Origin of the sequence: Aliirhizobium smilacinae (genome assembly GCF_006335145.1) — a bacterium.
Taxonomy (GTDB): domain Bacteria; phylum Pseudomonadota; class Alphaproteobacteria; order Rhizobiales; family Rhizobiaceae; genus Neorhizobium; species Neorhizobium smilacinae.
Genome location: NZ_VDMN01000001.1, coordinates 1,393,173 through 1,407,942, shown reverse-complemented (window position 1 = coordinate 1,407,942; position 14,770 = coordinate 1,393,173). Strand labels below are relative to the sequence as shown.

General features: G+C 59.9%; 16 protein-coding genes. 8 read left to right on the top strand and 8 right to left on the bottom strand.

Features of this window, described 5'->3' with window-relative positions; translation table 11 throughout:
* The first annotated feature begins 53 nt into the window (after positions 1-53).
* The 7 genes from FHP24_RS06950 (at position 54) to FHP24_RS06920 (ending at position 6,248) form a co-directional block, all read left to right on the top strand.
* Complete coding sequence (locus FHP24_RS06950; protein WP_139674749.1) at positions 54-1,955, top strand: potassium transporter Kup; 1,902 nt, start codon at positions 54-56, stop codon at positions 1,953-1,955.
* A 225-nt stretch (positions 1,956-2,180) separates the two neighbouring features.
* Complete coding sequence (locus tag FHP24_RS06945) at positions 2,181-3,359, top strand: cell wall hydrolase (RefSeq protein WP_139674746.1); 1,179 nt, start codon at positions 2,181-2,183, stop codon at positions 3,357-3,359.
* Positions 3,360-3,586: 227 nt separating this feature from the next.
* On the top strand, positions 3,587-3,946 hold the full coding sequence (locus tag FHP24_RS06940) for an AtpZ/AtpI family protein (protein ID WP_246091622.1): 360 nt from the start codon (positions 3,587-3,589) through the stop codon (positions 3,944-3,946).
* Between the two features lie 61 nt (positions 3,947-4,007).
* Complete coding sequence (locus tag FHP24_RS06935; protein WP_139674744.1) at positions 4,008-4,760, top strand: F0F1 ATP synthase subunit A; 753 nt, start codon at positions 4,008-4,010, stop codon at positions 4,758-4,760.
* Between the two features lie 66 nt (positions 4,761-4,826).
* Complete coding sequence (locus tag FHP24_RS06930; RefSeq protein WP_112455014.1) at positions 4,827-5,054, top strand: F0F1 ATP synthase subunit C; 228 nt, start codon at positions 4,827-4,829, stop codon at positions 5,052-5,054.
* A 93-nt stretch (positions 5,055-5,147) separates the two neighbouring features.
* On the top strand, positions 5,148-5,759 hold the full coding sequence (locus tag FHP24_RS06925) for a F0F1 ATP synthase subunit B (protein WP_139676173.1): 612 nt from the start codon (positions 5,148-5,150) through the stop codon (positions 5,757-5,759).
* 3 nt (positions 5,760-5,762) lie between these two features.
* A complete protein-coding gene (locus FHP24_RS06920; protein ID WP_139674740.1) occupies positions 5,763-6,248 on the top strand; it encodes a F0F1 ATP synthase subunit B in 486 nt (161 codons plus the stop codon).
* 91 nt (positions 6,249-6,339) lie between these two features.
* On the opposite strand, the gene FHP24_RS29000 is transcribed toward FHP24_RS06920, so the two are convergent.
* The 4 genes from FHP24_RS29000 to FHP24_RS06900 all read right to left on the bottom strand — a co-directional run bounded on the left by FHP24_RS29000 (position 6,340) and on the right by FHP24_RS06900 (position 9,516).
* Complete coding sequence (locus FHP24_RS29000; protein ID WP_246091621.1) at positions 6,340-6,984, bottom strand: DUF6984 family protein; 645 nt, start codon at positions 6,982-6,984, stop codon at positions 6,340-6,342.
* 91 nt (positions 6,985-7,075) lie between these two features.
* Entirely contained in the window at positions 7,076-7,276 is a 201-nt protein-coding gene (locus tag FHP24_RS06910; protein WP_139674737.1) for a hypothetical protein, read from the bottom strand.
* 173 nt (positions 7,277-7,449) lie between these two features.
* Complete coding sequence (locus tag FHP24_RS06905) at positions 7,450-8,115, bottom strand: ribonuclease HII (RefSeq protein WP_139674735.1); 666 nt, start codon at positions 8,113-8,115, stop codon at positions 7,450-7,452.
* A 243-nt stretch (positions 8,116-8,358) separates the two neighbouring features.
* A complete protein-coding gene (locus tag FHP24_RS06900) occupies positions 8,359-9,516 on the bottom strand; it encodes a PA0069 family radical SAM protein (protein WP_139674734.1) in 1,158 nt (385 codons plus the stop codon).
* A 127-nt stretch (positions 9,517-9,643) separates the two neighbouring features.
* On the opposite strand from FHP24_RS06900, the gene FHP24_RS06895 reads away from it, so the two are divergent.
* Positions 9,644-10,159 (top strand): glycosyltransferase family A protein, encoded by a 516-nt coding sequence (locus tag FHP24_RS06895; protein ID WP_139674731.1) that lies wholly within the window; start codon positions 9,644-9,646, stop codon positions 10,157-10,159.
* A gap of 14 nt (positions 10,160-10,173) precedes the next feature.
* Here the strand turns inward: FHP24_RS06895 and moaB are convergent, their stop codons facing one another.
* From moaB to FHP24_RS06875, 4 genes are all read right to left on the bottom strand, one after another.
* Entirely contained in the window at positions 10,174-10,722 is a 549-nt protein-coding gene (gene moaB, locus FHP24_RS06890) for a molybdenum cofactor biosynthesis protein B (RefSeq protein WP_139674728.1), read from the bottom strand.
* On the bottom strand, positions 10,719-11,684 hold the full coding sequence (locus tag FHP24_RS06885; protein ID WP_139674724.1) for a 4-(cytidine 5'-diphospho)-2-C-methyl-D-erythritol kinase: 966 nt from the start codon (positions 11,682-11,684) through the stop codon (positions 10,719-10,721). The genes moaB and FHP24_RS06885 overlap by 4 nt, the downstream gene beginning before the upstream one ends.
* A complete protein-coding gene (locus FHP24_RS06880) occupies positions 11,684-13,519 on the bottom strand; it encodes a tetratricopeptide repeat protein (protein ID WP_139674721.1) in 1,836 nt (611 codons plus the stop codon). Before FHP24_RS06880 ends, FHP24_RS06885 begins: the two co-directional genes overlap by 1 nt.
* Before the next feature lie 153 nt (positions 13,520-13,672).
* Complete coding sequence (locus FHP24_RS06875) at positions 13,673-14,689, bottom strand: polyprenyl synthetase family protein (protein ID WP_139674719.1); 1,017 nt, start codon at positions 14,687-14,689, stop codon at positions 13,673-13,675.
* Between the last annotated feature and the right edge of the window lie 81 nt (positions 14,690-14,770).

Below are 14,770 nucleotides of genomic sequence, written 5' to 3'. Positions count from 1 at the left end.
CCATTTCATTTCCTGTCGTCTTCTGGAAAGGCTGACCGAAGGTCAGGCACTCTATGGGTCACCCCGCTGAACATCACGCTGCTGAAAAGACGCGTAGCCACGGCCTGTTTGCGCTCACGCTAGGCTCAGTCGGCGTCGTTTACGGCGATATCGGTACCAGCCCGCTTTACGCCTTCCGCGAAGCGCTGAAGCCCGTTGCCAATGATGGCGTGACCCATATGGAGATCATCGGCCTGATCTCGCTGATGATCTGGACGCTGACGATCATAGTCACCCTGAAATACGTGATCTTCCTGTTGAGAGCGGATAACGACGGTGAAGGCGGCACGCTCTCGCTTCTGGCGCTTCTGACCAAGTCGGCCAACGGCCAGCGCGCCATGCTGATGCTGCTCGGCCTGATCGGCGCAGCGCTCTTTTTAGGTGACGCGATGATAACGCCGGCTCTGTCGGTCATGTCCGCGGTCGAGGGCCTCAAACTCGTCACGCCGAGACTGGACAGCGCCGTCCTGCCGATCTCGGTCGTCATCCTGATCGCGCTTTTCGCCATCCAGTCGAAGGGCACGGCGCTTGTATCCCGCTTTTTCGGGCCGATTACCGCGCTCTGGTTCATCGTCATGGGCGCGATCGGGCTGGTGCATATCGTCGACGATCTCAGCATCCTCAGGGCGTTTAATCCCTGGTACGCGGCCGAGTTCATGCTGCGCGAGGGGTTCGCCGGTGTTGTCGTGCTCGGCGCAGTCTTCCTGACGGTGACCGGGGCCGAGGCGCTTTATGCGGATCTCGGCCATTTCGGCCGCAAGCCGATTCAGCTGGCCTGGTTTCTGCTGGTCTTTCCGGCGCTGACGCTGAACTATCTGGGCCAGGGCGCCATGGTCCTGAAACATCCCGAAGCGATGAGCAATCCCTTCTATCTGATGTTTCCCGAATGGGCGCTCATCCCGGTCATCCTTTTGGCGACCGCGGCGACCATCATCGCCAGCCAGGCGGTCATTACCGGCGCTTTCTCATTGGTGCGGCAGGCGATCCACCTCGGCTATCTGCCGCGCATGCAGATCCTCTTCACCTCCGAAACCAATACGGGGCAGATCTTCCTGCCCGGCGTCAACACGCTGCTTCTGATCGGCGTCATCGCGCTGGTGCTTGGATTTGAAAGCTCCGAAGCGCTGGCAACCGCCTATGGTATCTCTGTGACCGGCGCGATGGTCGTCACCACGCTGATGGCGTTCGAATTCGTGCGGTTGAGATGGCACTGGCCGCAGACGGTGGCGATCGCCACGCTGGCGCCGCTGCTGGCGCTCGAACTCGTCTTTTTGGGCGCGAACCTGCTCAAGATCCATGACGGCGGCTGGGTGCCGGTGATGATGGCAGCCTTTTTCACCATCGTCATGTGGACCTGGAAACGCGGTACGGCGATCCTGTTCGAAAAGACCCGCCGCATCGACGTGCCGCTCGCAACCTTCGTGCCGATGGTGGAAAAGAAGTCCGACCATGCACCCGTCTCCGTGCCCGGCATCGCCATCTTTTTGACCAGCGACCCGGAAACCGCGCCCGCCGCATTGCTGCACAACATCAAGCACAACCACGTCCTGCACGAGAAGAACGTCATCCTGACGATCCGCACGGTGAACAAGCCACGCGTTGGCATCGATGAGCGATATCATGTCGAGAAGATCTCCGAGCGCTTCACCCTGATCGAGCTGCGTTTCGGCTTCATGCAGTCGCATAACGTCTCGCAGGCGCTGGCCTATCTGCGCAAGACCGGCTTCAAGTTCGACATCATGTCGACCTCCTTTTATTTGGGCCGCCGCAAGCTGGTGCCGGATGCCGCATCCGGCATGCCCATGTGGCAGGACACGCTGTTCATCGGCATGGCCAATGCCGCGACCGACCCATCCGACTATTTCCACCTGCCGGCCAACCGTGTTGTCGAGCTTGGCTCTCATGTGATCATCTGAGGCAAAAGACATTTAGTGATGTTGTCGCTGACAAAGCCAAGCCTGCGTCCGCCGCGTGTCCCTGACGCAACATTCACGCCTTTGTTAAATGCACGTGTGCTGAAGGAGCCTGTGGCGCAAGGCTTTCCGTTTCCGTGTTAACCGCTCATCAAGGTTAATGATTCACTCTTCAAGCATAGTCGCTGCCCGCCTGGGCTCCTATGGTTACCTTGTGGAGTTGCCGTTTTGCGTTCGAAAAGAGTTCTGCGTAAGGGGTCCCTGCCGCGTTGGGACAGGTTGGCCTCTCCGGTTTTGCTGGGCCTTGCCGCATGGCTGGCCTTTCCGGCAGTCCCATCCCAGGGTGACCTGACCGATCTTTTCGCCGGCCTCGACGGATCGTCCGAAAGCTGGCGCATGGTCATTACCCAGTCGCCCGCCGGTTCGCTCCACACGGCCTCACTTGCGTTCCCCGGCGGATCGCGGGTTCTCGGCGGTGATGCGGGGATCGCTTTGCCGGACGGCCGCACCGTAGCGCTGGCCGACAAGGACAAGCCGGGCGAGGGCACGCCCGACGAAGACCGCATCAACCGTTCCGAAAAGAAGGGGCGGATCGTTGCGGTGATGCCGATGCTGCCACCGAAGGCTTTCTCCGCCGGATCTATCCTTGAGCGCTCCAGCTCCCTGACCAGGCCCGTTCAGGATGAAGACGAGATGACCGCCTTCGTCAAAGTCGATAATGGCGAGCAACTCAATCCGCAGCCCGTCGAGGTTGCCGAATTCTATTTCCGCAAGGATGAGGTGAAGGAAAAGAGCCTGCCGCCGATGATCGCCAGTCTCGTGACCAACGATCACGCCGACATCCTTGCGACAGCCTATGCCTCGTCTGCGCCCGACTTCTCCCGCCAGTCGCCCTTCGATGCCATTCTGACGAAACCGGATACCGGCCGCTTCATTCCGCCTATCGGGCCGGAGGACCACGCCTGGGCCGCCAACCCACTGCCGGCTGATTCGTTCTCCCCCAAGCAACAGCAGTGCCTCGCCTCCGGCGTCTATTTTGAGGCGCGTGGCGAATCGGTACGTGGGCAGGCCGCAGTTGCACAGGTCATTCTCAACCGTGTACGTAATCCCGCCTATCCCGATACGATCTGCGATGTCGTCTACCAGAACGAGGATTGGCGCAACCGCTGCCAGTTCTCCTTCGCCTGCGACAATATCAAGGACCGGATACGCTCGGTCGACCACTGGAAAACGGCGCGGGAAGTGGCGATGGCGGTGACTGCCGGCAGGATCTGGATGCCCGAAGTCGGATCTGCGACACATTATCACGCGACCTATGTGCGGCCGAACTGGGCGAAGACGATGAAAAAGGTCGGTCGCATCGGTTTGCACGTCTTCTACAGAACCTATGGTGGTGGTTGGAGCTGATACAAGCGCTTCAACCCCGCAGTTTCCCGCATCAGTTTTATCCGCCATAGTGCCACTTCTGCTATAAGGCGATGAATTCATTAGCTTTAAATCCCTTGGGGCAAGCTGTTTCAGCGCCTTGACTAGCAAGGCCGTCAAAACTATGTTGCGCGCACTTGAAAGAGGGCCGGAAGGCGCGAAATCCCTCGCTAACCGTCGTGCGGCTTTGCCGGACGGGAGAGCCGGTGATGGAGGATGCGATGGACGACCCTGATGATGGTCTGGATGAGCGCCGGAAACGTCTTTCTGCAGCCTTGGCTGATAGAAAGACCGAAAGCGCGGCAGAAGATCGGAAGGAAGCGCAGTCGGAAGCCAGCCGCAGGGGTATGGCGCTCGGATTGAAGATTTCCTCCGAATTTATTGCTGCTATCGCCGTTGGCGGGGTTCTTGGCTATCTGATCGATTGGGCCGCCGGCTCAAAACCTTGGGGGATGATACTTTTTGTCCTCCTCGGTTTTTGCGCAGGCGTGTTAAGTGTGCTTCGCGCCGTAGGCATGGTGGCTCAGCCGCCGCACCTTGATGGTCGCAGCAGTGAAGACAAGAAGTGAGACGGCCTTAAGGTCGTCTGGTGAACAGGCCGCGCGGGCGGTCATCGAAAGAGGGTAGACGGTGGCAAACGATCCGATCCATCAGTTCCACATCAACACGATCGTTCCGATCGAAGTCGGCGGAATTGACTTCTCTTTCACCAACGCTTCGTTGTTCATGGTCGCGACGGTCGCAATAGCCGCTGGCTTCCTCTACTTCTCCACCTCGCAGCGCTCGCTGATCCCGGGTCGTGCGCAGTCAGTAGCCGAAATGTCCTATGAATTCGTCGCAAATATGTTGCGCGAAGGGGCGGGCAGCCAGGGCATGAAGTTCTTCCCGCTGGTTCTGTCGCTGTTCATGTTCATCCTGACGGCAAACCTGCTGGGCATGGTTCCCTATTTCTTCACCGTCACCAGCCAGATCATCGTCACGTTCGCACTGTCGATGCTGGTCGTCGGCCTGGTCGTCGTTTACGGTTTCTACAAGCATGGCCTGCGTTTCCTGAAGCTGTTCGTGCCTTCGGGTGTCCCGGGCGTCCTGATGCCGCTCGTTATTTCGATCGAAGTCATCTCCTTCATCGCCCGTCCGATCAGCCTCTCGGTTCGTCTGTTCGCCAACATGCTGGCCGGCCACATCACGCTCAAGGTTTTCGCAGGTTTCGTCGCATCGCTCGGTGCGCTCGGCGCGCTCGGCATCGGTACCGCGATCCTGCCCCTCATCATGACCGTCGCTCTGACTGGTCTGGAATTTCTCGTTGCATTCCTTCAGGCCTACGTCTTCGCGGTCCTGACATGCATGTACCTGAACGATGCGCTGCATCCCGACGGTCACTGAGAAATAAAGTCGTTGGTGCTTCCAGCACCAGTCCAAAGCCGCAAAAACCAATCGAAGGAGTTCAATATGGACGCGGAAGCAGCAAAGTACATCGGCGCAGGTATCGCTTGCCTCGGCATGGGTGGCGCAGGCATTGGCCTCGGCACGATTTTCGGCAACTACCTGTCGGGCGCTCTGCGTAACCCGTCGGCTGCTGATGGCCAGTTCGGCCGCCTGATCTTCGGCTTCGCCGTTACGGAAGCTCTGGGCATCTTCTCGCTGCTCGTTGCTCTCCTTCTCCTGTTCGCTGTCTAAGACATAACCGTCTAGCGGCATAGGATAGGATCACGGCCGTCCATTCATGGCGCGCCGTGATCCACTTTTTATGGAATTCACCTGGAGGTGATGATGTTCGTGACCTCGGCATACGCGCAGACCGCGCCGGCCGCATCTGAAACGCCCGCTGCGCCCGCAGGCGAGGTTCATACCGAAACCGGCGTCGCCCACGGGGCTGAAGGCGGTTCCGCGGGGTTCCCGCCTTTCGATTCGTCGCATTTCGCCTCGCAGCTTCTTTGGCTCGTCATCACTTTCGGCCTTTTCTATCTTGTGATTCAGAAGGTCATCATGCCGCGCGTCGGTGGCATTCTCGAAGATCGCAAGGGCCGTATCGCCGGCGATCTCGAAGAAGCCGGCCGCCTGAAGGCGGAAGCCGACGCTGCAGTCGAGACCTATGAGAAGGAGCTGGCTCAGGCCCGTTCCAAGGCAAACGGCATTGCCGAGGCCGCTCGCAACGAGGCCAAGGCCAAGGCTGCAAGCGATCGCGCAGCAATCGAGGCAGAACTCGCCGAGAAGCTGGCAGCCGCGGAAACCCGCATCGGCGAGATCAAGACCAAGGCTTTCGCCGAGGTCGGTGCGATCGCCGAAGACACGGCAACCGCGATCGTCGATCAGCTGATCGGCGGCAAGGCGACTGGCGAAGACATCAAGGCCGCAGTTGCGGCTGCCAAGCAGGGAGCCTGATCCATGGCATTGGACAATTCGTTTTTTGCCCTCGTCGGCCTTCTCCTCTTCATCGCTTTGATCGTTTACCTCAAGGTTCCGGGCATGGTGGCGCGTTCGCTCGACAAGCGCGCCGACAATATCCGCGACGAATTGGAGCAGGCCAAGCGCCTGCGTGAAGAAGCTCAGGCGCTGCTTTCCGAATACCAGAAGAAGCGCAAGGAAGCCGAAGCGGAAGCCGCAGCCCTGCTGGCCGCCGCCGAGCGTGAAGCTGCTCTTCTGACCGAGGAAGCGCGCCAGAAGACCGAGGAATTCGTCGCTCGTCGCAACGCTCTCTCGGAACAGAAGATCAAGCAGGCCGAAACCGACGCCATCGATGCCGTCCGTTCTGCCGCGATCGACATTGCAATCGCCGCTGCCGGAAAGGTGATTGCTGCCAAGACCGACAAGACGACGCAGACCGCGCTCTTCAAGGACGCCGTCTCCAAGGTTCAGTCGCGTCTGAACTGATTTCGATCAGAGATGATATTTTAAAAGCCGGGTGGAAACGCCCGGCTTTTTTGTTTGTGATGGCTGTGTATGGCATAGAAAGCCTGAGCCCTTAATAGAAGTAGATTTTTGAGAGCTCAATTTCGTACGGATCAATCAGAATCGGACTGCCGTCTTCTTTGTAGATCTCCAACTCATCTATTTTCCCGCCGATGACATGAACCAGTAAATGGACCAAGGCGCCGCTTTCGTCCACGTCATCCATATAAAAGCCCTCGACCGGAATACGCCCATCTACCCGAGCAGATGGATAGTCGTTGTCCTTCACGACGGCCAACGGTCCACCGCTGCGCAATTTCAAGCTTCCTTCGCGGTCGATGCGCATCACCTCGACGGACTGAATCTGCGTCAGTATTTCACGCCGTCCGGGAAATTGATCTCGAATCAGATGCATCAGTACATCGTATTCACGTTCGCCGATGGGTCTCCATTGTCCCGCAACATTTTCGCCGGATGCCGTACTGCTCTGTTCATCAGGGAAATTGAGCCAACTGACTGCCTGCCGAGCTTCGATGACGGCCTCAGCTGCGCTGTAGAAAATGCCTGAAACCAATTCCTCCACCCAGATTGGTGGGCAATCGCCCGTGTCGGATAACCGCTCCTCCAAATAACAAAACACGCTGTTCGAACACTGGTATACGCTTATGCGCATCGCTTGATCGGAGCGGACGATCCGTTTCACAAGCTTGCCAATCATCTGTGTCTAGCCCTCTATACGGACACGGGTTTTACACGCAAGTGAACCGCTACATCCGTATTTGCCGCAATCTGGCCGACGGGAAGATAGTCTAGAGCTTGCGCGCTTCCAGGCGTCGCTTGTCATGCTCGACGTGCTCGAACCCTTTTTCTGTCAGGCGGAATTGCCGTTTCTGGAATTCGCCGCGGATAAGAATGAAACCCTGTTCCTGGGCTTCGCTCAACGTCTTCAGGCTCGTGCCCTTGGGGGGAGACTGCCAGCCCAGGCCGACGGCGCTGTGCAGCAATACCATTATCTTGATAATCTTAACTCTCCATGGCTGGTGCGTAAGCGCGCAGTCATAGCTTTGCGAATAAGCCGCCGCAATGATCGCGGATGACGAATCGCCACCATGATAGCCGGTGGAGCTTTCGTTGTTGCGAGCGGACGGATTGGCTTGCTGCCTCTGCGTCCATTGCCAATGGCCTATCCCTCGACATTATCCTTCTTCAACGGCCGAAAGCTCATTCTATGCAACGGGCAGGGGCCGTCTGTGATGATCGCGTCGCGGTGCTGCTTTGTGCCGTAACCGGCGTGTTTGGCGAAACCGTAGGCCGGGTAGACGATACCGGCGCGTGCCATCATCCGGTCCCGCGTCACCTTGGCAATAATCGAGGCGGCGGCGATCGAGACGGAGCGGCTATCGCCCTTGATCACGGCTTTGCCCGAGCAGGAAAGCCCCTTGGGCACGTCGCGTCCATCAACCAGCACATGAGCGGGTTTGACCGGCAATCCGGCCACGGCGCGGCGCATGGCGTCCAGGTTGGCGCGCAAAATATTGATCTCGTCGATCAGACGCGGTCCCGACGAGGCGATCGAGACATGCGCGGTCGCCATGATCATTTCGAACAGAATTTCGCGCTGTTTCAGACTCAGTTTCTTGGAATCGTTGAGGCCGGCTGGAATATTGTCCGCGTCGAGGATGACGGCGGCTGCAACCACCGGGCCGGCAAGCGGCCCGCGTCCAGCCTCGTCGGTACCGGCAACCGGCCAGTGTCCGGCGCTGCGCGCGGCAAGCTCCAGGCTGAAATCGCAGATGAGTGTTGATGTATCAAAGGGCATCGGAGAATCGGGCGGCGTGCGAACCAACATGGCGGCAAGCTCGCACGCCGTCCCGATCTCCTGCAAGCCCCGAAAGCAAGTGCGGCCTTGCTGTCCACCGCCGATGGCGATGGGTTCGGGGCAACGTTCTCGGCGGGCAAGGGGGCGGGGACCTGACCGAGAACGAATGAGAATGAATATGAAGGACGGGGATGAAACCTGCCGGAGAACGCTGGCGCATTCTTGGATATTCCAATTTTCGTCCGTCCTTCGCCTAATGTGTTCGTGGTTCTCCTACAGAAGCGAGAGCTGGATGCCACCGCCGTCGGGGCGGATGAAGATGTCGTCGCGCAGTGGCATGCCGCGACGGGTGAGACCAAGCCTCTTGGTCGCCATTTCGAAACGGCGGCCGATCTGCCAGGCATAGGGACCGGCACCCTTCATCCGCTTGCCGAACTCGGCGTCGTAATCCTTGCCGCCGCGCATCGAGCGGATCAGCGACATGACGTGCCGGTAGCGGTCCGGATAGTTGCGCAGCAACCAGTCGCGGAAGAGGGGGCTCACTTCCAGCGGCAGGCGAAGCAGGACGTAACTTGCTTCCGTCGCACCCGCAGCATGGCCGGCATCGAGGATACGTTCGATCTCGTGGTCGTTGAGAGCCGGAATGATCGGCGAGGTCATGATCGCAGTTGGTATGCCGGCATCCGTCAGCGCCTTGATCGCTTCCAGCCGCTTTGTCGGTGTCGCGGCGCGCGGCTCCATCGTCCGGGCCAGCTTGCGGTCCAGCGTCGTCACCGAAATACCGACCTTGGCAAGCCCTTTTGACGCCATGTCGGAAAGGATGTCGATGTCGCGCATGACCAGCGCCGACTTCGTCACGATCGCCACTGGATGGTTGGCCTTCTGCAGCACTTCGAGGATCTGGCGCATGATCCGCCATTCCCGCTCGATCGGCTGGTAGGGATCGGTATTGGTGCCGATCGCGATCGCCTTGACCTTGTAATCCTGCCGGCTCAGCTCCCGCTCGAGAAGACGCGGCACATCCGGCTTGGCGAACAGCTTCGCCTCGAAGTCGAGCCCCGGTGAGAGGCCCATGAAACTGTGCGATGGTCGGGCGAAGCAGTAGATGCAGCCATGCTCGCAGCCGCGATAGGGATTGATCGACCGGTCGAAGCCGATATCGGGGCTATCGTTGCGGGTGATCGCCGTTTTCGGCTTTTCCACCTGCACCTCGGTTCGGAACGGCTCCAGCTCCTCGAGCAGCTGCCAGCCATCGTCGAAAGCCTCGCGCCGTTCCGCCTCGAAGCGTCCGCTCGGGTTGAGGCCCGCACCGCGGCCTCGACGCCGGTCGATCTCGATCCGCAGACCGGAGGATTGAACCAGCGCATCGGCAATGTCAGCCGTATGGGCGGGCGCAAAAGCACCCTGCCGCAGATCAGACAGCTCGGTCATTGAAGGCTCCTGACGGGATCGCTTCCCGTTCTCGATGACTAAATTCCTACCGCTGATATGAGAACAATGCAAGAACAAACTTTGTTCCTTGCTGGCTTTCGCCATTGCTATGGGTTAAGGGTCAGGAATGCTGACTGTTTTGATGGAATGCAGGGATCAGGAAGCCGAGCTGGCGCAGACGCTTTCGATCCTTGTCACGGCCGCCGTGGAAGGACTTGTAAGCGATGTGATCGTGCTCGATCATGCGTCGCGCGACGGCTCGTCCCGCGTGGCGGATGCGGCCGGCTGCCGTTTTCACAACCATTGGGACATCAAGGATGTGCTGCGCAGCGCGCGCGGTGAATGGCTGCTGTTCATCGAGGCGGGTGCGCGACCGCAAAGCGGCTGGATCGACGAAGTGATGGAATATCTGGCGCTTCACAAGCAGGCGGCGCGGTTTTCGCCGTCGCGTAGTTACCGCCGTCCTTTTTTCAAGCGTATCGGCCGCACGGTTCCACCGCTGGAATATGGCCTTTTGCTGCCGAAGAAGAATGCCATTGCGCTGGCAAAATCCGGCATGGATCTCGAGACGCTGGCCAAGGGCCACAAGGCCTCGAAGCTGATGAGCCAGCTCATCCCCGCCTGGGTCGTGGCCGCACGCTGATCAGCTGGAGGGTCTCAGCCCTTCATCCGCTGCAGATGCTCGTCCAGCCGCGGCAGGATCTCGACGAAATTGCAGGGCATATGGCGATAGTCTAGCTGCGCCTTCAAAATCCCGTCCCAGGCATCCTTGCAGGCACCGGGCGAACCGGGAATGACGAAGATATACGTGGCGTTGAGCACGCCGCCGGTAGCCCGCGACTGGATCGTCGAGGTGCCGATCTTGTCATAGGAGATCCGGTGAAAGAGAGCCGAAAATCCGTCCATCCGCTTCTCGAACAAAGGCTCCAGCGCTTCCGGCGTCACGTCGCGGCCAGTGAAGCCGGTGCCTCCGGTGGTGATCACCACGTCGATCCCGGCATCGAGTGTCCACGCCGTCACCTGGGCGGCGATTTTATCCTTGTCGTCGGTCACGATGGCGCGGGCTTTCATGAGATGACCGGCCGCCTCGATGCGGTCGACCAGTGTCTGGCCCGACTTGTCGTTTTCCATCGTCCGCGTGTCGGACACGGTCATCACGGCAATGCCGAGGGGCACGAAGTTGCGGCTCTCGTCTATCCCGATCATGGATGTACTCCGATTGTCTGCGCGGCGACGAAATACCAGTCGGGCCGCCTGCGCTGAAGGTTGGCCGCAGCCTGCGCGGCTTTAGTCGACGTCTCGAACAGCCCGAAACATGTGGCGCCGGAACCCGACATGCGCGTCAGCCACGCGCCTTCGGCGGCGATCATGTCGGAAAGCTCGGCAATTTCCGGCACAAGCGAACGGGCTGGTGGCTCCAGGTCGTTGCGCGCGACAATGAGGTCGGCGGGCCAGTCGCCGGTGAGCGGTTGAATGGTCGGATTGTTCTTCTGTGTCAGTCGCCGAAAGATGTCCGGTGTCGAAACGCCGCGAAGCGGATTGCCGAGCACGATCGCAAAGGATGGCATGGTGCCGAGCAACGTGATGTCTTCGCCGATCCCCTTTGCGCCGAGCGGTTGGCTTTTCAGGCACATCGGCACGTCCGCGCCAAGTGAAAGGGCAAGAGCCGAAAGCTCCGGGTCGGTGAGCTTCGCATTCCACAACCGTGAAAGGCCGCGCAATGCCGCAGCCGCATCTGCCGAGCCTCCGCCAATGCCCGAGGCGATCGGCAGGTTCTTTTCCAGATGGATGGCAACCGGCGATGCGGCAATGCCCCTGGCTTCAAGCGCGGCTCTCAAAAGATCGCGGGCCTTGAGCACGAGGTTCTGCTGAACGGCAGCCGGGTCAGGCGACAGGTCCACACCGAAACGCCCGGAGATCGAAAAGGCATCGCTGGCGGAGGAAGCAAAATCGAGCCGGTCCCCTGCGGGGTAGATCGTATCGGCACCGCCTGATGCCTCATGGGCCACAAAAGTCACGATGCTTTCGAGCAGGTGATAACCGTCTGCCCGTCGACCGACCACATGCAGCGCCAGATTGATTTTCGCCGGCGCAAATTCACTGAGCGCAAATTCGCCAAGGCCCGCGTCTGCGGCGGGCCTTGGCTGATCGAGCGACTGGTCGAACATCAGGACTTCTTGTCGGGCGTCGCCGGTTCAGGCGAAGGCGTGGCCGGCGTTTCGGTCTGGTTGCGCACGGTATTGGTGGCATTCGGATCGAGCGGCGGCAGGCCGTTTTCGATTTTCTGCTTTACCTGTTCGCGGTTGACGTCATCGCCTTCGGAAACGAACGTCCGGTTCCACTGGTAGACGGCTTCGAGCTTGCGCCCGACGCGCCAGTAGGCATCACCGAGGTGGTCGTTGATCGTGGCATCGCCGGCACGCAGCTGGATTGCCTTTTCCAGTTCCGTCACGGCATCGTCGAAACGGCCCAGGCGATAGTAAGCCCAGCCGAGCGAATCGACGATGTAGCCGTCATCGGGGCGTGCATCGACGGCCCGCTGGATCATCTTCAGGCCTTCGTCCAGGCTGAGGTTCATGTCGACCAGCGAATAGCCGAGATAGTTGAGAACTTGCGCCTGTTCGGGGTTCAGCTCCAGCGCCTTGCGGAAATTCGGTTCAGCCTTGGGCCAGTCCTTCAGGCGCTCATAAGCGATACCGCGCTGGAAAAACACCGACCAGTCGCCCTGCCGGGGCATCGGGCCGATGACCTCGACGGCCTTGTCGTAATTGGCGGCCATTTCCTTGTAGTCTTTTGCTTCCGAAAGCACGCTGCCATAGGCGATATAGCTGCGGATATCGGCCGGATCCGACGTGATCAGTTCCTTCAGGTGGCTCTTGGCCTCATCCAGCTTGCCGGTATCCGACAGCGTGATGCCGAGCTGCAGCTCGGAAATCCGCCGCATCGGCGAATCCTGCGGCACCTGCTGATAGAAGGCGATGGCGCGTTGCGGCTGCTCCAGTTTCTCGGCAATGCCGCCGAGCATGATCAGCGTGTCTGCGCTCTTTTCGTCGAGCGCATGCGAAATCTGCAGATAAAGCGCCACCATGTCCTCGGCACCCTGGCGGTTCAGCGCGCCGCCGATGGAAAAGAGCACGCCGGCAGCACCTTCCGAAGCGGTAGTAATCTGCTGGACCGGCTTCTCGCCCTTTTCGATGCTCTGGCGCAGCGCCTTCAGCGGCGCGTAATTGGAAATCATCCCGTCGCCGACGGAGATCGCATCAAGCGCCTTCTGCTTGTTGCCGGCCGATGCTTCCAGCCGTGCCAGCGCCATGACGGCGCGCATGAACGTGTCCGGGGCGGTTGCCACAGCATCGTTGTTGGTCACCGCCTTGTTGAGATACTGGCGGGCAGTCGAGATGTCGCCGGTGACGATCGCCATCGCGCCGAGATGGTAATCGGTAAAGACCTTGAACCACGCCGGTCCCTTGAGACCGTTGATCGAGGCGATCGCCTTCTTTCCCTTGCCGGCGCCGACATCGGCCCAGCCGGACAACAGAAGATGCGTCAGCCGGTCGAGATCGTTGGGGCCTTCATAGGCGAGGATTTTCTTGGCATTGTCGAACTTGCCGGTGCGCAAGGCTTCGAGCCCGCGCACGATCTTGGTGACGCGCTCGACGGCCGTGTCGCTCTTCAGCGCCTCGGCTTCCTTCAGCCCGTCTTCAAAATCGCCGTTGAGCAGAAACGAGATCATCAGCCGTTCGCGGATCTCGATATTGGCCGGCTCGAAATCGAGCGCCTTGCGATAGAGCGCGATCGCGGTCGGATAGTCGTGATCGACATCGGCCGTGCGGGCCGCCAGAAAGGCGCCGGCAAACGACTTCACGTCGCGCGCTTCGAACGTTGCAGCCTTCTCTTCGGCAGGTTTGGCTTCCGGTGTTGCGGCACCCGCCACGGAACCGAAAACCAGGCATGCCGCGAGCGCGACGCTGGAAAGCAGGAGATGACGGTTTGTCTGCCGCATAAACGGGCCTTTCATGAAAGCTGGCGTGTCGGCGACGCGTCGCCGCAGGAGTGCGCCGAATGATTCATAACAGAATGGCTTTTTTGAAGCAGGTCCGCAAGGAAATCTGCCGTGAGCACACCTGTCCACAGAAGGCTTGTCACGGCAGATTGATCAGTTCACCCGCTGGATCGTGAAGTCGATGACTTCCATCATCGCGTCCTTCAGCGGGCCGGCCGGTAGCGGCGCGAGCGCATCGCGGGCGATCTTGCCGTAATGCAGCGCGCGCGCGATCGTATCCTTCAGCGCATCATGCCGGGTGATCAGCCCGAGCGCCTTTTCGAGGTTCTCGTCGCTGCTTTCGCCGTTTTCGATCGAGCTCCGCCAGAAGGCCTGTTCTTCCTGCGTGCCACGCCGGAAGGCGAGGATGACGGGCAGAGTGATCTTACCCTCGCGAAAGTCGTCGCCGACATTCTTGCCGAGATCGGCGGCCTTGCCGCCGTAATCCAGCGCGTCGTCGACCATCTGGAAGGCGTAGCCGAGGTTCATGCCATAGGAGCGCAGCGCCGAGCGGCTGGCCTTGTCGGCATTGGCGATGATCGGACCGACTTCGGCAGCGGCTGCAAACAGGGCTGCGGTCTTGGCGCGGATGACCGAAAGATAGTCGTCCTCGGTCGTTTCCATGTTCTTGGCGACGGAGAGCTGCAGCACTTCACCTTCGGCGATCACGGCGGCGGCGGTCGCCAGCACGTCGAGCGCTTCGAGCGAGCCAACATCGACCATCATCTTGAACGCCTGGCCGAGCAGGAAGTCGCCCACAAGCACGCTCGCTTGGTTGCCCCAGATCATCCGCGCGGTGGACTTGCCGCGGCGCAGGTCGCTCTCGTCGACCACGTCGTCATGCAGCAGCGTCGCCGTATGCATGAACTCGACGCTGGTGGCGAGTTTCACATGGCCTTCGCCCTGGTAGCCGAACATCGCGGCGGAAGCCAATGTCAGCATCGGCCTCAGTCGCTTGCCGCCTGACGAGATCAGGTGGTTGGCCACTTCCGGGATCATCTGAACATCCGAACCGGCTTTCGACAGGATCAACTGGTTGACCCTGTCCATGTCGGCCTTGGTCAGGTCGACGAGCGGCTTGATGGATGCCGATTTGTTTTTGCCTTCTTCAAGCGGTATGACGACGCCCAAGTTCAGGCCTCCTTGGAAATTTCGCTACGACAATAGAAAAGGTCCATAGGGCGGCAAGACGAAAACATAAAGCGATTTTCA